The 17793-nt window shown below is 69.2% G+C and carries 17 protein-coding genes; 6 read left to right on the forward strand and 11 right to left on the reverse strand.

Annotated elements, in window-relative coordinates:
- Positions 1-84: 84 nt before the first annotated feature.
- The 9 genes from ACRRSS_RS18990 to ACRRSS_RS19030 form a co-directional block, all read right to left on the reverse strand.
- Positions 85-822 carry a ribonuclease activity regulator RraA gene (locus ACRRSS_RS18990; protein ID WP_435972298.1) on the reverse strand — a complete coding sequence of 246 codons (738 nt, stop codon included), beginning with the start codon at positions 820-822 and terminating at the stop codon, positions 85-87.
- Positions 823-887: 65 nt separating this feature from the next.
- Positions 888-1718, reverse strand: a complete 831-nt coding sequence (locus tag ACRRSS_RS18995) for an SDR family NAD(P)-dependent oxidoreductase (protein ID WP_435972299.1) — start codon at positions 1716-1718, stop codon at positions 888-890.
- A complete protein-coding gene (locus ACRRSS_RS19000; RefSeq protein WP_435972300.1) occupies positions 1715-2878 on the reverse strand; it encodes a mandelate racemase/muconate lactonizing enzyme family protein in 1164 nt (387 codons plus the stop codon). Before ACRRSS_RS19000 ends, ACRRSS_RS18995 begins: the two co-directional genes overlap by 4 nt.
- On the reverse strand, positions 2866-4755 hold the full coding sequence (locus ACRRSS_RS19005) for a dipeptide ABC transporter ATP-binding protein (protein WP_435972301.1): 1890 nt from the start codon (positions 4753-4755) through the stop codon (positions 2866-2868). Before ACRRSS_RS19005 ends, ACRRSS_RS19000 begins: the two co-directional genes overlap by 13 nt.
- Before the next feature lie 10 nt (positions 4756-4765).
- Entirely contained in the window at positions 4766-6334 is a 1569-nt protein-coding gene (locus tag ACRRSS_RS19010) for an ABC transporter substrate-binding protein (protein ID WP_435972302.1), read from the reverse strand.
- A 53-nt stretch (positions 6335-6387) separates the two neighbouring features.
- Complete coding sequence (locus ACRRSS_RS19015) at positions 6388-7260, reverse strand: ABC transporter permease (RefSeq protein WP_435972303.1); 873 nt, start codon at positions 7258-7260, stop codon at positions 6388-6390.
- A gap of 98 nt (positions 7261-7358) precedes the next feature.
- Positions 7359-8300, reverse strand: a complete 942-nt coding sequence (locus ACRRSS_RS19020; protein ID WP_435972304.1) for an ABC transporter permease — start codon at positions 8298-8300, stop codon at positions 7359-7361.
- Positions 8297-9496: a hypothetical protein gene (locus ACRRSS_RS19025; protein ID WP_435972305.1), complete on the reverse strand. Its 1200-nt coding sequence runs from the start codon at positions 9494-9496 to the stop codon at positions 8297-8299. The genes ACRRSS_RS19020 and ACRRSS_RS19025 overlap by 4 nt, the downstream gene beginning before the upstream one ends.
- Entirely contained in the window at positions 9493-10218 is a 726-nt protein-coding gene (locus ACRRSS_RS19030; protein ID WP_435972306.1) for a GntR family transcriptional regulator, read from the reverse strand. Before ACRRSS_RS19030 ends, ACRRSS_RS19025 begins: the two co-directional genes overlap by 4 nt.
- A gap of 358 nt (positions 10219-10576) precedes the next feature.
- Here ACRRSS_RS19030 and ACRRSS_RS19035 point away from each other — a divergent pair, with 358 nt between their 5' ends.
- On the forward strand, positions 10577-12196 hold the full coding sequence (locus ACRRSS_RS19035) for a right-handed parallel beta-helix repeat-containing protein (RefSeq protein WP_435972307.1): 1620 nt from the start codon (positions 10577-10579) through the stop codon (positions 12194-12196).
- A 9-nt stretch (positions 12197-12205) separates the two neighbouring features.
- Here ACRRSS_RS19035 and ACRRSS_RS19040 read toward each other — a convergent pair.
- Positions 12206-13014 (reverse strand): IS5 family transposase gene (locus tag ACRRSS_RS19040; protein WP_435972276.1). Its coding sequence is split into 2 segments (ribosomal slippage): positions 12206-12666 and positions 12666-13014, totalling 810 coding nucleotides; the frame shifts between segments, so codons are not numbered across the junction.
- Positions 13015-13257: 243 nt separating this feature from the next.
- Here ACRRSS_RS19040 and ACRRSS_RS19045 point away from each other — a divergent pair.
- From ACRRSS_RS19045 to ACRRSS_RS19055, 3 genes are all read left to right on the forward strand, one after another.
- The gene (locus tag ACRRSS_RS19045) at positions 13258-13806 is read left to right on the forward strand and encodes a TetR family transcriptional regulator (RefSeq protein WP_435975374.1); all 549 of its coding nucleotides are present in this window, start codon (positions 13258-13260) and stop codon (positions 13804-13806) included.
- Positions 13807-14164: 358 nt separating this feature from the next.
- A complete protein-coding gene (locus tag ACRRSS_RS19050; protein WP_435972308.1) occupies positions 14165-14440 on the forward strand; it encodes a hypothetical protein in 276 nt (91 codons plus the stop codon).
- Positions 14441-14495: 55 nt separating this feature from the next.
- Positions 14496-14786 carry a hypothetical protein gene (locus ACRRSS_RS19055; protein WP_435972309.1) on the forward strand — a complete coding sequence of 97 codons (291 nt, stop codon included), beginning with the start codon at positions 14496-14498 and terminating at the stop codon, positions 14784-14786.
- A 671-nt stretch (positions 14787-15457) separates the two neighbouring features.
- Here ACRRSS_RS19055 and ACRRSS_RS19060 read toward each other — a convergent pair.
- The gene (locus ACRRSS_RS19060) at positions 15458-15853 is read right to left on the reverse strand and encodes a cupin domain-containing protein (RefSeq protein WP_435972310.1); all 396 of its coding nucleotides are present in this window, start codon (positions 15851-15853) and stop codon (positions 15458-15460) included.
- Between the two features lie 52 nt (positions 15854-15905).
- On the opposite strand from ACRRSS_RS19060, the gene ACRRSS_RS19065 reads away from it, so the two are divergent.
- Positions 15906-16898 (forward strand): GlxA family transcriptional regulator, encoded by a 993-nt coding sequence (locus tag ACRRSS_RS19065; RefSeq protein ID WP_435972311.1) that lies wholly within the window; start codon positions 15906-15908, stop codon positions 16896-16898.
- Positions 16899-17315: 417 nt separating this feature from the next.
- Positions 17316-17486: a hypothetical protein gene (locus ACRRSS_RS19070; protein ID WP_435972312.1), complete on the forward strand. Its 171-nt coding sequence runs from the start codon at positions 17316-17318 to the stop codon at positions 17484-17486.
- Positions 17487-17793: the final 307 nt, after the last annotated feature.

The raw sequence follows: 17793 nt of genomic DNA on the forward strand, positions 1-17793 counted from the left end.
AGCCGTGCTTCCGGAGCGCCGGTTCCGGCGCTCCGGAGACTGGGTCGCCAGCGCGGTCGGTGACCGGGCAGGTGGCCGGGTGGGTCAGTCGGCCCAAGGGAGCGCGCCGCGCGATTCGTCGTAGGCGCGGCGGGTCGCCTCGTCCGGGGGGTAGGTGCCGCGCAGGGGGGCGCCGCCTGCGACGCGGGCGACGATGAACGCCTCCTGCAGTTCCTGTTCGCGGGCCGCCTTGGCGATGACCGGGACGAGGTGGCGGGGTACGCAGACCACACCGTCGGCGTCGCCGACCATGACGTCCCCGGGGTAGACGGCGACGCCGGCGCATCCGATGGGGACTTGCAGGTCGACCGCGTGGTGCTGGGCAAGGTTGGTCATGGCCGCCGCCCCGGTGGCGAAGACCGGCAGGGGCAGGCGGCTGATCTCCTCGATGTCGCGCAGGGTGCCGTCGGTGACCACACCGGCGGCGCCGTTGACCGCCATGCGGGTCAGCAGGATGTTGCCCGCGGCGGCCGCACGTCCCTGGCCGCGGCAGTCCACGACGAGAACCTGGCCGGGGCCGGCCTGCTCGACCGCCAGGCGCTGCGGGTGGTCGTAGTCGTCGTAGACCTCAAGGGTGTCGATGTCCTCGCGGGCCGGGATGTAACGCAGGGTGAAAGCCTCGCCGACCATGCGCCTGGCGTCGGGCGTGACACAGGTCAGGCCCGCCAGGAAGGTGTTGCGCAGACCGTGCTTGAAGAGCTGGGTGGTGATGGTGGCGGTGCTTGCCTCTCCCAGGGCGGCCAGATCGTCGGGGTCGAGGGGCGGCCGGGGGGTCTGGGTCATGTCTCGTGCTTCCTTCGGTGCGTCAGGACGGATGGCAGGTGCCGGATGGGCGGCGACGGGGCTGGTCAGGAAGTGGGGTTGTCGAGGCTGAGGTCGACGCCCGGCGGCCTGAGCTGCGCGCTGAGACCGCCGTCGACGTTCACGACCTGTCCGGTGATGAAGGACGCGTCCGCCGAGGCGAGGAACGCGACGGCCCCGGCGACATCGGATCCGTCACCGACCCGGCCCAGCGGGACCGGCTGCGCGCGGGTTCGTTGCTGGTCCGGATCGAGGAGGGCGAACCGGTCGTTGATGACCGGGCCGGGCGCGACCGCGTTGACGCGGATCCCCCGGGGGGCGAGTTCCAGGGCCATCGCTCGGGTCGCCGCGTCGACTGCGCCCTTGCTGGCGTCGTAGGCGACGGCTGCCCGGTGGGCGCGGGTGGCCCCGACCGAGGAGATGTTCACGATCGAGGAGCCGGCGGGCATCACCCGGGCGGCCGCCACCGTGCACAGGAACACCCCGCGCGCGTTGACGGCGAAACTGCGGTCCCAGTCGGCGACGTCGATGTCGAGCAGCGGACCACGGGCCAGCATGGGGGCGGCCGCGTTGTTGACCAGTAGGTCGAGTCCGCCGAGGACATCGACCGTACGGTTGAGGCAGGCGTCGACCTGGCGGGCGTCGGATACGTCGCCGGGGCAGGCCACCGCGGACACGCCCCTGTCGCGCATGGCAGCGGCTGCTGCTTCGGTCTCGGCCGGATCGGGGCCGTTGAGGGCCACCGCCGCGCCTTCCTGGGCGAGCCGCCATGCGATGGCGAGGCCGATGTTGCGTGCGCCGCCGGTGACCAGCGCGACCCGGCCGGTGAAGCGGCCTTCGGCACGGGCGTCGCTCGCCGGCTGCGGTGCGTCGCTCACGTGGCGGCCACCTGTCGGTCGACGACAGCGGCGGCACTGGTGGCCGCCCAGGTCAGCGGTCCGGCGGAGGCCGACACCCGCTGCGGGTCGAGTGTCATGCCGAGGCCGGGGCCGTGCGGCACGGACAGCAGCCCGCCGGTGTAACGGACGGGGTCGGTGACGACGTCCCGTGTGTAGAGGAGCGGTCCGACCGGGTCGCTCGGGACGGTGACGGCCGACATGGCCATCGCGACGTGGGCGGCGGCGGCCGTGCCGATGGACAGCTCCTGCGTGGTGCCGACCAGGCACGCCTTGCCGGCGGCGTCGGCTATCGCGAAGATCCGGCGGGCCGGTGTGATGCCGCCGATGGCGATGACGCTGACGTTGAACACGTCCACCGCGTCCGCGGCGACGAGGTCCAGTGCCCACCGGAAGCTGTAGACGTGCTCGCTGATCGGGACGGCGAGCCGGTCGCGGGCCTGGACCAGACCGCGGATGTCGTGGTGCGGGGCGGGCGACTCGATGAGGTCGTAGCCGACGTCGGCCACCCGCTCGGCGAAGGCGCATGCCGCCTTGGCGTCGAGGAGGTTGGAGAAGTCCAGGGACTTGATGGTGATGCGGTCGCCGAACCGTTCGCGGGCGGTGCGCAGGAACCGCTCGTCCAGGTCGAGGCGGCGTCCGACATACACGCGGAAGAAGGTGAAGCCCTCCGTCAGCCGGCGCTCGACCATGGCGAGGTTGCGTTCGACGTCCTCCTCGTGCTGCTGGCGGAAGATCGGATACGCGATGGGCACCGATTCGCGGACCGCGCCGCCGAGCAGGTCGCACACCCGGACACCGAGCTGTTTCGCGGCCAGGTCCCAGAAGGCGATGTCGACGCCGCACTTGATGGCGCGGCTCTTGTCGTAGATGTATCCGGCCTGCGGGAAGTTCGCTTCCAGGCGGCGTTCCATCTCCGTGATCTGGAGGGCGTCCAGACCGACGAGGAGTTCGTTGAGGGTGGCCTCCAGATCGGGTACGTCGAGGTGGTAGCGCGGGAGGTGCTGGAGGTCGGACATCTCACCGATGCCCGTCAGCGCGTCGTCGTCGGTGAGGAGTTCGACCAGGATGTGTCCGCAGGTGATGCTGTTGTGCCGCGGCGTGTTGATCGAGGTCAGGCGGACTCGGGTCACTTTGGCCATGTGGTGCTCCGTTCCTTGTCGGTGCCGGCAGCGTTGCGCGCGTCGACGAGCCGGGGTGTGGTGCGCCCCGGAGCCATCGAGAGCAGCTCGCGGGTGTACGGGTGGGAGGGGGTTTCGTAGATCCGGTCCGCCGGGCCTTCCTCGACGATCCGGCCCTGCCGCATGACGGCGATGCGGTGGGCGACCGATCTGACGACGGCGAGGTCGTGGGTGATGAAGAGGTAGGCCATGCCGTGCGCGGCCTGGAGGTCGGCGAGCAGGTTGAGGATCTGGGCCTGGACCGACACGTCGAGGGCGCTGACGGCCTCGTCGCAGACGATCAGCCGTGGCCGCAGGGACAGCGCCCGGGCGATCGCGATGCGCTGGCGCTGTCCGCCGGAGAAGGCGGAGGGGAAGCGGTCCAGCGCGTACGCGTCGAGGCCGACGTCCTGGAGGAGGCGTACGAGCTCGGGTTCCGCGGTGTCGAGCCGGTGGACCCGCATCGGCTCGGCGAGGATCTCGCGGACCGTCATACGGGGGTCGAGGCTGGCGTACGGGTTCTGGAAGACAACCTGGATCTCCCGCTGGAGGCGCCGCAGCTCCGGCGCGGACGGCCGTCGGACGTCGATGCCGTCGTAGCGGACGGTCCCCCCGGAGGGGGTCTCGAGCCGCAGCAGCATCTTGGTCAGGCTGGTCTTGCCCGAGCCGGACTCCCCCACAAGAGCGAGGGTGCGCCCCGGCTCGACCTTCAGGCTCACCTGCTGGACGGCGTCGACGTGCCCGGTGATACGGCGCAGCGCCCCGGTGCGGACCGGATAGCGCAGGTCGGTGGCGTCGAACTCGACGAGCGGCGTGCCGCCCTCCTCTTCGGCGTCCTTGGGCGGTTCGTCCGTCGTCACGGGCAGCGGCACGGGCCGTTCGCGTGGTGCGTCGGCGAACAGGCATGCCGCCGCATGGCTTTCACCGACCGTGAGCAGCGGGGGCACAACGCTCTCGCAGCCATCGGTGCGGACCGGGCAGCGTGGTGCGAAGGAGCAGCCCGGGGGGCGGTCGCTGAGCCGGGGCGGCCGGCCCTCGATGGAGGCGAGGCGGGTGCGGGCGGGTGCGTCCAGGCGCGGGGTCGCTGCCAGGAGTGCCTGGGTGTAGGGCATGCGTGGATCGGCCAGGACCTGGGCGGTGGGTCCGCTCTCGACGATCCGTCCGGCGTACATGACCGCGACCCGGTCGGCCTGTTCGGCGACCACGCCGAGGTCGTGGGTGATGAGGATCAGGCCCATGCCGAGGTCGTCGCACAGTGAGCGGAGCATGGTCATGATCTCGGCCTGGACGGCGGCGTCGAGGGCGGTGGTGGGTTCGTCGGCGATGAGGAGTCGTGGGCGGGCGGCGATCGCCAGGGCGATGGCGGCGCGCTGGCGCATGCCTCCGGACAGTTCGTGGACGTACTGGGTCAGGCGCTTCTCGGGCTCGGGCATGCGGGCCTGCGTCAGCGCCTCGACCGCCCGCTTCCGTGCCTGATCGCGGCTCATGCGTTCGTGCGCGCGGACAGCGTCCATGATCTGTGTGCCGATGGTCAGCAGCGGGTTGAGGGCGGTGCCGGGGTCCTGGAAGACCATGGCGACCCATTTGCCGCGTACCTCCCGCCAGGAGCGCCGGTCCAGGCCGCGCAGGTCGGTGCCGTCCAGCAGGATCGACCCGGTGGTCTCGCACAGGGGCGGGGGCGGGTTGAGGCCGAGCAGACTCAGGGCGGTGACGGTCTTGCCCGACCCGGACTCGCCCACGATGGCGAGGGTCTCACCGGTGTCGACGTGCAGGCTGACGTCGTCCACGGCGCGCACGGGCGGCTCGTCGGATGCGCTGTGGAAGGTGACGCCGAGCCGGCTGATGTCGAAGAGGGTCATCGTGGGCCCCTCAGGCGCCGAGCCGGGCACGCTCAAGGCGCCACTGGCCGTCGACGTCGAGGCTGACGCCCTTGAGGTCGCTGCTGTGGATCAGCGGCGACTTGGCCTGGTGCAGGAAGACCCAGTAGTTGTTCTCCAGGATGCGGCGCTGCACGTCGACGTACGCCTGCTTGCGCACGGCGCGGTCGTCCGTGCTCAGTCCCTTGTCCAGCAGGGCGTCGAGGGCGGAGTCCTTCAGGCCCGACCAGTTGCTCGGGCCGTCACTGGCGAAGTACGGGTCGAAGGTGAGGGAGGGGTCCAGACGGGGGATGTCGATGACGAGGATCGCCGCGTCGAAGTCCTGGTTCCGCATGCGTTCCAGCTGGGTCTGGAATTCGAGGATCTCCACCTTGGGGGCGAATCCCGCCGCGGTGAGCTGGCTCTGGAGCAGTTCCGCGACGGTGGGGTCGGGGGCACGACGGCGGGCGACGAGGGTGAGGGGCACCTTTCCGCGCAGCCCCGCCTTGTCCAGGGTGGCGCGGGCCTTCTCGGGGTCGTACGGCACGGGGGCGAGGGCGTCGTCGTAGAACCAGTCGCCGGAGGTGGCGAAGGAGGGGGCGATGTCGAAGTCGCCGCCGGCCGCGGCCTTGCCGACGGACCTGCGCTCGACGGCCATCGCGAAGGCCGCGCGTACCCGCGGGTCGCGGAAGGGTCCCTTGGTGACGTTGAGCGAGGCGTAGTAGTTGCGGCGTACGCCCTCGTCCTTGATGGTGACCCGCGGCGCGTCGGCCAGCTGTTTGTACTCCTCCGGGGGCAGGGCGCGCACCAGGTGCACTCCCCCGGTGGACAGTTCGGCGCGCAGTACCTTGGCCTCGGTGACGAAGCGCAGGACCACCTTGTCGAGGAACGGAAGCGCGTCACCTTCCGCGGTCTTGGCCCAGTACGTCTTGTTGCGCTCGGCGGTGAGCTGGACCTTGGTCCGCCACTGGCGGAAGGTGAAGGGGCCGGTCCCGACCGGCCTGCGGCCGAACTCGTCGGCCCCCTTGGCGAGCGCGGTGGGCGAGGCGATCATCCCGGGCTCGTGGGCGAGCTGGGTGAGCAGCAGCGGATCGGGCGCCTTCAGGGTGACCGTGACGGTCCGCGGGCCGGTGGCCTTCACTTCGCGGACGGAGGCCAGTGCGGCCGTCTTGGTGGAGCGGGTGGCGGGATCCGAGATCCGCTTCAGGTTGAGAACGACCGCGTCGGCGTCGAACGGGGTGCCGTCGTGGAACTTCACGCCCTGGCGGAGCTCGAAGGTGATCTCGGTGCCCGTGTCGGTCCATTGGGTGGCGAGGGCCGGTTCGAAGGTCCCGTCGCGGCGCTGACGCAGCAGGGTGTCGAAGAACAGGTTGAGGACGTTGCGGTCGGAGGAGATGGCGGAGCTCAGCGCCGGGTCGAGGGTGACGGGCTCGTTGTCGAAACCGGCGGTGAGCGTTCCCCCGGAGGCGCCGTCGGAGGGGTCCGAGGAGCCGCATCCGGCCAGGGTGGCGAGGGCCGCGGTGGCTGCGGCACCGGCCAGGATGGTGCGACGTGGTATCCGGGGCGGCGTGGCGTTGGGCATGACGAAGTACTTCCTCTGTACGGGGGGAAAGGGGTGGAGGCCTGGGAGACGGCTCAGCGCGCGGGTGCGAGGTCCGGGCGGTGGGCGTCCAGCGCGTCGCGCAGGGCGTCGGCGAGCAGGTTGAAGGCGGCGACGGTGAGGAGGATCGCGAGGCCGGGGAAGACGCTGAGCGACCAGCTCGCGCTCAGGTGGTCGGTGCCGCTGGCGACGATCGCGCCCCAGCTCGGCTGCGGGGGCTGGACGCTCAGTCCCAGGAAGCTCAGCGCGGCCTCGGCCATGATCGCGGTGGAGACCTGGAGGGCGGCGAAGACCAGCAGGGTGCCGGCGAGGTGGGGCAGCAGGTGGCGGCGCATGATCGTGGTCCGTGTGACGCCCACGATACGTGCGGCGGACACCCATTCGCGGGTGCGCAGGGAGAGCACCTCGCCCCGGACCACACGGGCGAAACGCGGGGTGGTGACGACGGCGATCGCGATCAGGGCGTTGCGCAGCCCGGGGCCGAGGGCCGCGACGACGGTGAGGGCGAGGACGAGGAGGGGGAAGGCGAGCAGTCCGTCGGAGACCCGCATGACGAGGGTGTCCACCCAGCCACCGCGGTATCCGGCGATCAGACCGAGCACCGTGCCGGCGATCAGGGCGGCGCCCACGGTGATGGTGGCCACCCCTACGGTGACCACGGCGCCGGCGACGATCCGGGCCAGGACGTCCCGTCCGATCTCGTCGGTGCCGAGGAGGTGCTGGAGGCTGGGGCCGGTCAGGAGCCGGCCGGTGTCCGTGGCGCCGGCCGAGTCCGACATGAAGGGTGCGGCGGCGGCGGCCAAGAGCAGGAGGAACAGCAGGGGTACGGCGATGTGGGCGCGGCGGTCACGGCGGAGCCGGTCCAGAACCGGTCTGCGGGAGACTTTCGGCGCGAGGTCTATGGCCATCGGCGCTCCAGGATGTGCGTGCGGGACGTGCGGTGCGGGACGTGCTGATCGGCGCGCGGGGAGGCGCGGATCGGGTGAGGTCGTGGGCGAGGGCCGAGTCAGTACGTGATGCGCGGGTCGAGCCAGGCGTAGACCAGGTCTGCCAGAAGGTTCACCAGGAGGACGAGGACCACGACCATCAGCACGGCGCCCTGGACGACGGGGAGGTCCCGGCTGAAGATGCCGTTGACGATCAGGGTGCCCATGCCGGGAACGGTGAAGACGGTCTCGGTGACGACGGTGGCGCTCATCAGCGCCCCGATCTGGAGAGCGATGACGGTCACGACCGGCACGATGGCGTTCCGCAGGGCGTAGACGCCCACGATCCGGCCGCGTGAGAGACCTGATGCCTCGGCTGTGCGGATGTAGTCCTCGTTGAACGCGGCGAGGAGAGCGGCGCGGGTCTGGCGCATGGTGACCGCGGCGATGGTGGAGCCGATCGTGACGGCTGGGAGGACCATGCGGCGCAGGTTCTCGACGGGGTCCTCGGTGAAGGGAACGTATCCCGAGGGCGGGAGGACCTTGAGCCACAGGGCGAAGACGAGGATGAGCAGTGCGGCAAGGTAGAAGTGAGGGGCGGACAGGGCGAGCAGACCGACGGAGTTCAGCGCTGTGTCCGTGCGGGTGCGACGGCGGACGGCCGCGAGAATGCCTGCGGGGATCCCGACGAGGACGGCGAAGACCAACGCGATGACTCCGAGTTCGACCGTGGCGGCGAACCGCTCGGAGATGACCGTGCCCACCTTCTCGTCGGTGAGCCATGAGCTGCCCAGGTCGCCGCGGACGAGATCGCCGAGCCACTGGGTGAACTGCTCCCACAGCGGCGCATCGAGGCCGAGGTCCTCTCGGAGTACCGCTCGGTCCTGCTCGGTGGCCTCCTGGCCGAGAATGGCGAGGGTGGGGTCGCCCGGCATCAGTCGCAGGAGCATGAAGAGCACCATGGAGACGACGAGGGCGACCGGGATCAGCTGGAAGAGTCTGCGTACGAGGTATCCGGTCATTTCACCGGCTCCGGTATAGGGGGCGGGGGCGTCACGGCAGCCGCTTCGGGGCGGTCTGAGAAGCGGGAAAGGTTACGTAGCCAGGTGAGGCGCTGCGCGGGGGCGAGGTCGTAGGCGTAGAGGACCAGCGAGCGAGCTCCGGCGGCCCGGGCGTCCTCGGCGACTTCCGCGAGCTGCTGCTCGTCGGTGGTCCGGTTCACGGCCAGGTTCCATCCGGCGGTCACCCGGGCCCCGGTCTGGGATGCTGCGGCGAGCTCGCGGCGCAGGGCGTCACGGTCACCGGTCAGATCGGTGACGGTGAGAGCGCCTGTCGCCCCGGCCAGGGTGTCCAGGCCGGCGGCGGACTTACCGTCGCAGGCGTAGGGGTTGCTGGTGGCACGAACGGAGACAGGCAGTCCTGCGGCTGCGATGACGGCTTCCCGTACGAGCTCGGCGGTGACGCGCGAGCGTACACCCAGGACCGTGTCGTGCTGCTCGGAGCCGAGAACGGCGCGTGCGTCAGCTTCGATGTCGCCGGCTTCGCACGGGTCGATGAGCTGAGCGCGCAACGTTGTCCGGACGGTTTCGGCCATGGCCGTGACGTCGATGCCCGCGTCGGTGAAGCGTTCGGAGCAGGCGGAGCAGAAGCACAGGGACAGTAGCCAGCGGTCGACCGGGCGAAGGACGACGCCGAGTTTGTCATGGGCGCTCTGGTGCTGCCATCCGAGGTAGCCGAAGGCTTCGAGTTCGAGTCCGCTGACGCCGGGGCGGCGGGCGGCCCTGGCGACGAGGTCGGCGGCGCAGGCGCGGACTTCGGGTCTGGCCGGGCACAGGGCATGGCGGTAGGGGTGCCCGAAAGCGTTGCGCAGGGCCGACTCCGGGTGGCGGGTGGCAGGGCCGGACTGGTGAAGTCCTACGAGCCAGGCCGTTACTTCGATGCCGGACTCCAGCAAGGACGCTGTAGCGGTCGTCGCCTCGTCCCCGAGGACTGCCAGCTGCAGTCGGCTGGCGTCGTGGGGGGCCGATCCGTCACGAAACCATTGGCCGGCCCCGAAGTCGGCCACAGCGCAGGGGTCGCTGGTCGTCAGGAGCCACCGCCCGCTGTGATAGCTGAACGCCAGGCGCACGCCATCCACACCATGGGCTGCCAGCCAGTCCGCCTGGGCCTGAGGCCGCTCACGGAAGGAAAGCGGATGGGCGAACAGTCCGATGTTCATCGGCCGTCACCGGGGTCGACCTCGAGCGCGCGGGAGATGGTCCGCCTGGCCTTCTCGATGTGCGCTCGGGTCAACCGCTCGGCGAGCGGGCCATCGCCCTGCTCCATCGCTTCGAGGATCGCCGCGTGCTCCGCGGCCTCTTCCTCCCACGTCGCCCGGAGCCGCCAGCCCAGGCCGGCCACGAACGCGGTGAGGTCTTGCAGCCGGTCCAGGAACCCACAGAGGAAGCTGTTGTCGCAGGCGCTGTAGAGCTCGCGGTGGAACCGCCGGTTCGCAACGCCCAGGCCCCGTGTCTCACCCGAGCCGACGAGCACGGTCGCTTCTTGGAGAGCCTGTCGGGCGGCGGCGAGAGGCGCGGCGCCCAGACGCAGTGCGCCCAGACGTACGGCCTCGGGTTCCGCCGCGCAGCGGGCGGTGTAGAGCTCCTCTACCAGGCGGTTGTCGGGTCGTCGGACGCTGACCCCCTGGTAGGTGTTGATCTCGACCAGCCCGGTGGAATGGAGCTGCTTGAGCGCCTCTCGCACCGGGGTCTTGGACACGCCGTACATCTCGGCGAGTTCCCGCTCGACCAGCGCCTTCCCCGGGGGGAGCGCGCCTTCGAGGATCGCCTGCCGCAACGCCTCCCGGACACGGTCGGTCCGGGAAACGGCCTGCCGCAGCGGGGGCAGCGAGAGAGGGGCCGAAGCTTCCGCACTGTTCACTGGATAGTCGATCTGTGACATGGCGGCATGCTGATATACCAGCATGCCGTGCCGCAAGCCCCATGCATGAAGTTCTTCGAAACGCCTCGGACGACAGCCGGAAACAGAAACAAAACTGACGTTCCGTCAGAACATTTACAGCAGGTACGGGGTTGCGTTCGGTTTTGGGGTCTGCGACTGTCACTCACGCAACTCACCCCCCTCACAGCGGACTTCGGAGCGCGACGCACGGCGCCCTGACCCGGCACCGTGCCACGGACAACTCGTCCCTCTGCGCCCGTCCTCCTGCCCACGGCCTCCGCCGGCGCAGGACACCCACCGCTACCGCCAGGACGATCTCGGAGATCAGGCAACAATGAAACGCACGAGCACCCTTGCCGTGACCGCAGCACTGCTCGCTTCGTCCGCCCCGCTCGGTCTCGTCACCTTGGGAGCGGGCACCGCCCACGCTGCCGGCCGCACGTACTTCGTCAGCCCGAGCGGCGACGACAGCAACCCGGGAACCTCGGCCGGGGCTCCCTTCCGCACCATCCAGAAGGCCGCGGACAGCGCCGGACCGGGCGACACTGTCTCGATCATGAACGGCACGTACTCCGAGCGCTCCAAGGGTTCGAACGTGCTGACCGTCAGGCGCTCCGGCCGCCCCGGCGCACCTATCACCTTCACCGCCCACCCCGGCCACAACCCGGTGATCCACCCCGTGAACGCGTGGAACGGCATCAGTGTCTACGGCACGTCCTACATCACCATCAAGAACCTCGAAGTCAAGGGCAACAGCGACGCGCTGACCCTGGCCGGGGCGGAGCGCGATGCGAAGAAGAACGATCCCACGTACAACACCAACTGCATCTGGGCGGAGCCGAACAAGGCCACGGGCGCCAAACCCCACCACATCGACATCGTCGGCAACACCGTCCACCACTGCCCCGGCCTGGGCATAGGCTCGCGCGGCGCGGACTACATGACGATCGACCGCAACCACGTCTACGCGACCTCGTGGTACACCGTCTACGCCACCAGCGGCATCTCGATCCTGGCCGCGCACGACATCGACCGCGGCAACCCCCGCACGTACAAGATCCGCGTCACCAGCAACACGGTCCACGACAACGAGACCAAGGTGAAGTGGGAGCGCTGCAAGTGCTACTCGGACGGTAACGGCATCATCATCGACACCCTCAAGGACAAGTCGAAGGCCGGAGAAAACGGCCCTGACTACCAGGGCAGGGTCCTGGTCGCCAACAACCTGTCCTACAACAACGGCGGCTCAGGAATCCACTCCTTCAAGAGCCAGCACGTCGACATCGTCAACAACACGGCGTACAAAAACGGTCGCAGCCCCCGCATGGAGAGCTACGCCAACATCTTCGCGCACGACAGCACCGACGTCCGGCTGCTCAACAACATCGCCTACGGCCGTCCGGGCCAGGCGACGAACAGCAAGTCCCGCAACGTAGATGTCACGTACGACTACAACGTCTACTTCGGCGGCAAGGCCCCCGAGGTCAAGGGCCCGAACGACATCGTCTCCGATCCGAAGCTCACCCATCCGGGTACCGGCGCTGACGCCGACTTCCGGCTGAGCAAGGGCTCCCCCGCCATCGGCTCCGGCACCCCGTTCGCCGCCGTGACCACCGACCTCACCCAAACACGCCGGTCCGGCGGCGCACCCGACCGCGGAGCCTTCAGCTTCACAGCCGAAGGCAACGACGCGACACAAGGGGCATCCAAGCCCTCCGCCAACGAGTCCGCCTCTCCCAGCCAGTCGAGCGCCACCCCGGCAGAGCCTTCCGGAGAATCTGACGCCGGCACGTCGCCCGCCGCAGAAGCGACCCTCGGCACCGACAGCGGCTCCGGGCCGAAGCCGAACGGCGAAAGCGAGCCGCTCGCAGAGACCGGCGGCTCCAACCCGGTACTCCCGGTCGGAATCGCGGCGGCCGTCCTCGGCATCGGCGGCAGCCTCCTCTTCCTCGCCCGGCGCAAGCGCTCCCGGCACTAAGAAGCCATCTCATTTGGCGAGTCTGCGGTAGCAGATGAGGGTGCAGGCGATGCTGGTGAAGGCGAGGAAGTGGTCGGCCTTGCGTTCGTAGCGTCGGTGGAGGCGGCGGCAGCCGGCGAGCCAGGCCATGGTGCGTTCCACGGTCCAGCGGTGGTGGCCCAGCCGTTTCGAGGACTCGACTCCCTTGCGGGCGATGCGGTGGGTGATGCCGCGCTCGCGTAACCATCGCCGCAGGTGGGCGTAGTCGTAGCCCTTGTCGGCGTGGAGTTTGCCGGGCTTGCGCCGTCGTCGGCCGCGGCGCGAGCGGATCGGCGGGATGCCCTTCACAAGCGGGATCAGGGCCTGGCTGTCGTGCAGGTTGGCCCCGGAAATGCCGACGGATATGGGCAGACCCGACCGTTCCGTGATCAGGTGGATCTTCGAGCCGTACTTGCCCCGGTCGACAGGATTCGGACCCGTCAGGTCCCCCTTTTCAGGGCCCGCATGTTCACCGAGTCGATCGCGCACCGCGACCAGTCCAGCTCACCGCGGGCACCTAGTTCGTCGAGGACCAGGCGGTGGAGCTTGGCCCACACCCTGGCCTTCGACCACTCCGAGAACCGCCGGTGGGCGGTCGCTCCGGACGGGCCGAACGACGCCGTAGGCAGCTGCTGCCAGGTACAACCCGACGTGGCCACGAAGACGATCGCGGCCAGCACTTCCCGGTCGCCGTGCCGACGCCGACCACCGCCCTGCGGCCGCGACGGCGCCTCCGGCACCACCCGCTGGAACAACTCCCACAACTCGTCCGGCACCAACCGCTCAACGATCCCCACCATGACTCACAGAATACCGATGCACCCAAATGAGATGGCCTCTAAACACCTCGACCACCAGAACGTGGTGCTGGCCCCACCCCGTACTCAGAGGGGCCGGCACCACCGCACGTCGCCGGGCTGCCGAACCAGGTGTACGACGTCACTGACAGACTTGACGCCATGGCGGACGAGCATCAGAGCAGAACGGAGTCACCCACCGGTGAACCGGTACCCGACCCCCCGCGCGTCGCGTGGCGGAAGCAGATGAGACTCCGCGTACTCAACGCAGCTCGTGACCTGACCTGCGACGCCGGCTGGGACCAGGTCAGCCTCTCAGCCGTCGCAGCCCGAGCCGAGGTGTCACGCCCCTCGGTGTACAAGGAATTCGGAAGCCGAGCCGGCCTGGGCCGCGCCCTGGTAGTCCGTGAAACCCAACAATTCCTCGCAGGCATAGCCGCCACCCTCTACCCCGGCCTCCCGGACACCCACGCCTGCCTCGAAGCCGCCATCCTGTACGCACTCACGGAGGCTGACAACCAGCCTCTGGTCCGGGCCGTGATCACAGCCGCCCGCGAGGGATCAGACAGCCTGCTCCCCTTTCTCACTGCCCGAGCAGACCCGATCTTCGATGCAGGCCAAAGCCTGGTCCAGAGCTGGCTGGCCACACGGTACCCGGAACAGGGCACAAACGATCTCGAAATGGCAGCGGATGTCATCGTCCGCATGACCATCAGTCATCTGATCCTGCCGGCCTGCGAACCGGAATTCACCGCCCAAAGACTGGCCACAGCGGCACTGAAACTGCTGTGCTGAATCGGCAAGGTGCGGAGGACGGCGATGTGCCAGCAGCCTCGGCGGCTGGCACATCCGGGTCGCACGGACATCCTCCTACCGGCCAGCCGCATGCCGGCCGCTCCGTGCCCGCGTCGTGGACTGGCCACAGCAACGTCGCGGCGGACCAGCTAGCCCTGGAACTTGCCTTTCAACCCGCCTCCAGGTCCTGGCGCTGGAGCTTCGGGCGGGGCTGTGGCCAGGTGGTCAAGGGGTGCGGGCGAGAGGGCGGGGCGCTGACTACTCCTGTACGGGACCCTGGAGAGTCCAGAGCCCGGCAGTAGGACGATGGGTAGGGGTCTTCGGCCCGATCGGTTGTCGGAGGGGAGTGGATATGGCCATGGCTGCCAGGAGTCGTGTGGGGGGTCTCGTCGTGGCGTACGCGGCTCTGGTAGACGCGTCGAACGCCTGTGACGCGCTGGATGAGGTGGTGGTGGCCGCCGACAGTTGGGCTTCAGCAGCGGATCTCTTCAGAGCATGCGGCTACCGGAAGGTTCCCAGGCGGGTTATGTACGGCAGGGTTCCGGGAGCGGCAGTCGCCGCAGCCCTCACCAGTCCCGGAACGGTGTTCCGGAAACGCTTCATGGCGGACACCCCGTGGACCGGCGCCGTGTGAGGTTCGAAGGCAGGCACTGGAGACCGCTCACCGCTTCGGCTTCTACGGCGAGCACGTGACGACGACGTCCTCCGAGTTCGAGCCGGTGCCGATCCTGGTGCTGATGCTCGCCGGGGACCAGGAGGTCGTCGGGCGTCTGCACGCGCGGCGGCAACCGCCGGACGGGTGGGTCAACCTGGTCTCGATTCCTGCGTACCGGAACGTGGAGGACGGTGGGGTCGAGCCGGCGGGGTACCGGATGGGATTCGGGCCGCAGGACCACCCACTCCCGCCGTCGGGATCTCGTAGGGCGCTTCCGCGATGGCGCGCGCACGGGGCCGACGGAGCCTTCCTCCGTGACCCGTGACGACCTCGGCCTTCGCACCGATGCGTCGACTGCGGACGCAACAAGAAGGCCACCGTCACCACATGGCCGATCAGTCCTCTTCGCCCTTTCTGCTACTCCAGACGTCGACGCAACCCTGAGCCATGCACCCTCTGCGGCGTCACCCGCGTGCGGGTCGGCCGCAGCGACGACGACCTCGGAACCTGCGGCCCGTGCTGCGGCGTCGCCATCGCCTTCACCTGCCGCCGATGCGGGTCGCCGGCGGACATCAGCACGGACGGATGCCGCACACGCTGCGTTGCCAGCGACCGCGTCCACGAGCTCCTCGCCGACGAGAACGGGCAGGTCACTGAGGTACTCGTACCGCTTGCCCAAACTCTCACCGCGGCGCCACGACCCGAGTCCCTCATGGCATGGCTCCGCCGGAGCCCGAGTGCCCACCTCCTGGCCGCGCTCGCGGCAAGGCGGACTGAGATCACGCGTGAACTTCTCGATGACTTGCCGCAGGAGCCGGCCACGCGATACGTCCGTGTACTGCTTGTCCACACCGAGATCGCGGCCCGCCCACCTCAGACCCGTCGAGGTCGGCGGCATCGGGTTCCTCGAACAGCACCCTCCGAGCGCAGGAAGTCCGCATCACGCATCGGGAAGGTCTGATCCGGGGTGGTCGACTGCCGATGCGGCCTGTCCGCTCAGGCCTTGAGGGAGTGTCCAGTCGTGGCGTCCACGTGATCGGGGATCTCATCGTGGCGGTCGCCCACGGTTGGTGTCCCAGTCGGCTCGAACATGAGGATCGCGGCACCGGACGGTGCGTACGGCTTGTGCTCGGTACCTGCGGGGACGGTGAAGACCGCTCCCTGCGGAAGCAGGACCGTGCGCTCACCCTCGGGCTCACGCAAGGAGATGTGCAGCTCCCCGTCGAGCACCATGAAGAATTCGTCGGTGTCGTCGTGGGCGTGCCAGATGTGTTCGCCTGCGACCTTGGCGATCCGGACGTCGTAGTCGTTGACGCGCGTGACGATGCGGGGGCTCCACACCGCATCGAAGGAGGCCAGAGCCTGGCTGAGGGGGATGGGCTGGTTACTCATGGGCTCATCCTCCGCGGTTTCGCAGGGGCAGCGTGAGTGCTAGGAATCGCACATGGCGAAAGAATCCTCGCATCAAGCCCACGTGGCGGGCATACACCGGGTGGTCGTGATCGTGGACGAGAACTCAAACCCTTTCGAGCTCGGCTGTGCAACCGAGGTCTTCGGCCTCCGCAGGCCGGAGATCGGCCGCGTTCTCTACGACTTCAGGCTCTGCTCCCCCGCGCCCCGCACCCCGATGCGAGACGGATTCTTCACGCTCACGGGAGTCGCCGGCTTGGAAGCGGCCGATGCGGCGGACACCTTGATCGTCCCCAACCGCCCCGACATCGAGGTGCCCCGCCGACCCGCTGTGCTCGACGCCATCCGGCGGGCGCACGCGCGTGGCGCACGCCTGATCGGCTTCTGCAGTGGCGCCTTCACCCTGGCCGAGGCCGGCGTGCTCGACGGGCGGCGGGCCACCGCCCACTGGCAGTGGGCGGCTTCTTTCCGGTCCCGTTTCCCTGCTGTCCACCTCGAAACGGACGTGCTGTTCGTGGATGACGGTGACATCCTCACCGCTGCGGGAAGCGCGGCCGCACTCGATCTCGGTCTGTATGTGGTCCGCCGCGACTACGGCGCCGAGATTGCCAACTCCGTGAGTCGGCGACTGGTCTTCGCGGCGCATAGGGACGGCGGACAGCGGCAGTTCGTGGAGCGCCCCATGCCCGACTTCCCCGACGAGTCCCTGGCACCCCTCCTCGCCTGGGCGCAGGAACGGCTCGACTCGCCGCTCACGGTGTCAGACCTCGCGGCACAGGCGGCGGTCAGCCCGGCGACGCTGCATCGTCGCTTCCGGGCACAGATGGGAACGACCCCGTTGATGTGGCTCACGGGAGAGCGACTTGCCTTGGCCTGCCGATTGATCGAACGAGGCGAGTCACGCTTTGAGGTGGTCGCGCGGCGGAGTGGGCTGGGCACCGCTACCAATTTGCGCACGCTGATGCGTCGCGAGACGGGCATCACGCCATCGGCATACAAGCGTCGGTTCGGGCCAGAGGCGAGTTGACGACAGGCGCGTCCCCCAACGGCTTCTGCGTACAGCCACGGTCGGGGAGTGAACGGATGGCGCACGGTCGGAACACCGCCTCTTCACCGGCAGGACGGTGGGGTGGAGCCGGCGGAGTACCGGACGTGGCTTCGCCCGCAAGACCACCTGAAGCCCGTGGGCGGGATCTCGCCCGTGGACGGGATCTCGTACGAGAACGTGCCCACCGAGCGGCTTCAGCCGCCGTTCGAGGAGCAGCTGGCTGGGGCCACGCCCGCCGTCGGGGCGGGTCCTTCGACGCGCGGGCGGGCAGCGCGGGCGCGGCCTTCCTGCCTCGCGACAGGCCCTGCTCGTCATGGTCCACCGCGGTGCGGTGACACCTACGCCCAGCTGCCGCCGGGGTCGGCATCGAGATCGCGTCCGTCTACCGCTAAATACGTGAAGCCGCCGAGGTCCTGGCCACCCTCGCCCCCGTCCCTGGCCGAGGCGATGCGGACGATCCGGGAGAAGGCGTCCGCCATCTCCCTCCTGCGAAAGCTCCGCTACAGCACCAACCGACTCCCCGACGTCATGACGGCCGTCCTCGTCCTTCACCACGCATCAGCGTGAGGTTGGAAACGGCTCAAGAACTGAAGCGAGAAACGAAGCAGGGGAAGCTGTTCTTGACGACGTGGCAGGCAAGGCTGGAGATCTTCCGGTGACTCACCATCTGCAACGCCCGCCGTCCACAGCGCACTCTCCTACCTCTCCCCCATCGAGTTCGAACAGCAACACCGCAAGACAGCTGAACTCTCACTCCCAGCATGAGCCCCCCGTGTCCACGCTCCGGGGGCTACCTCGCTCGGGTGCATGCCCCTTCCCAGGGCCAGGGGTCTATCCAGGACACAGTCGTGTCACACCTGTTGCTCCAGAGAGC

Origin of the sequence: Streptomyces sp. Qhu_M48, from assembly GCF_051305195.1 — a bacterium.
Taxonomy (GTDB): Bacteria; Actinomycetota; Actinomycetes; order Streptomycetales; family Streptomycetaceae; genus Streptomyces.

Coding starts and splice junctions, on each gene's coding strand:
- ACRRSS_RS18990 (WP_435972298.1), bottom strand. CDS start 822: ATGACCCAGACCCCCCGGCCGCCCCTCGACCCCGACGATCTGGCCGCC.
- ACRRSS_RS19000 (WP_435972300.1), bottom strand. CDS start 2,878: ATGGCCAAAGTGACCCGAGTCCGCCTGACCTCGATCAACACGCCGCGG.
- ACRRSS_RS19005 (WP_435972301.1), bottom strand. CDS start 4,755: ATGACCCTCTTCGACATCAGCCGGCTCGGCGTCACCTTCCACAGCGCA.
- ACRRSS_RS19010 (WP_435972302.1), bottom strand. CDS start 6,334: ATGCCCAACGCCACGCCGCCCCGGATACCACGTCGCACCATCCTGGCC.
- ACRRSS_RS19015 (WP_435972303.1), bottom strand. CDS start 7,260: ATGGCCATAGACCTCGCGCCGAAAGTCTCCCGCAGACCGGTTCTGGAC.
- ACRRSS_RS19020 (WP_435972304.1), bottom strand. CDS start 8,300: ATGACCGGATACCTCGTACGCAGACTCTTCCAGCTGATCCCGGTCGCC.
- ACRRSS_RS19025 (WP_435972305.1), bottom strand. CDS start 9,496: ATGAACATCGGACTGTTCGCCCATCCGCTTTCCTTCCGTGAGCGGCCT.
- ACRRSS_RS19030 (WP_435972306.1), bottom strand. CDS start 10,218: ATGTCACAGATCGACTATCCAGTGAACAGTGCGGAAGCTTCGGCCCCT.
- ACRRSS_RS19045 (WP_435975374.1), top strand. CDS start 13,258: ATGAGACTCCGCGTACTCAACGCAGCTCGTGACCTGACCTGCGACGCC.
- ACRRSS_RS19050 (WP_435972308.1), top strand. CDS start 14,165: ATGGCTGCCAGGAGTCGTGTGGGGGGTCTCGTCGTGGCGTACGCGGCT.
- ACRRSS_RS19060 (WP_435972310.1), bottom strand. CDS start 15,853: ATGAGTAACCAGCCCATCCCCCTCAGCCAGGCTCTGGCCTCCTTCGAT.
- ACRRSS_RS19065 (WP_435972311.1), top strand. CDS start 15,906: ATGGCGAAAGAATCCTCGCATCAAGCCCACGTGGCGGGCATACACCGG.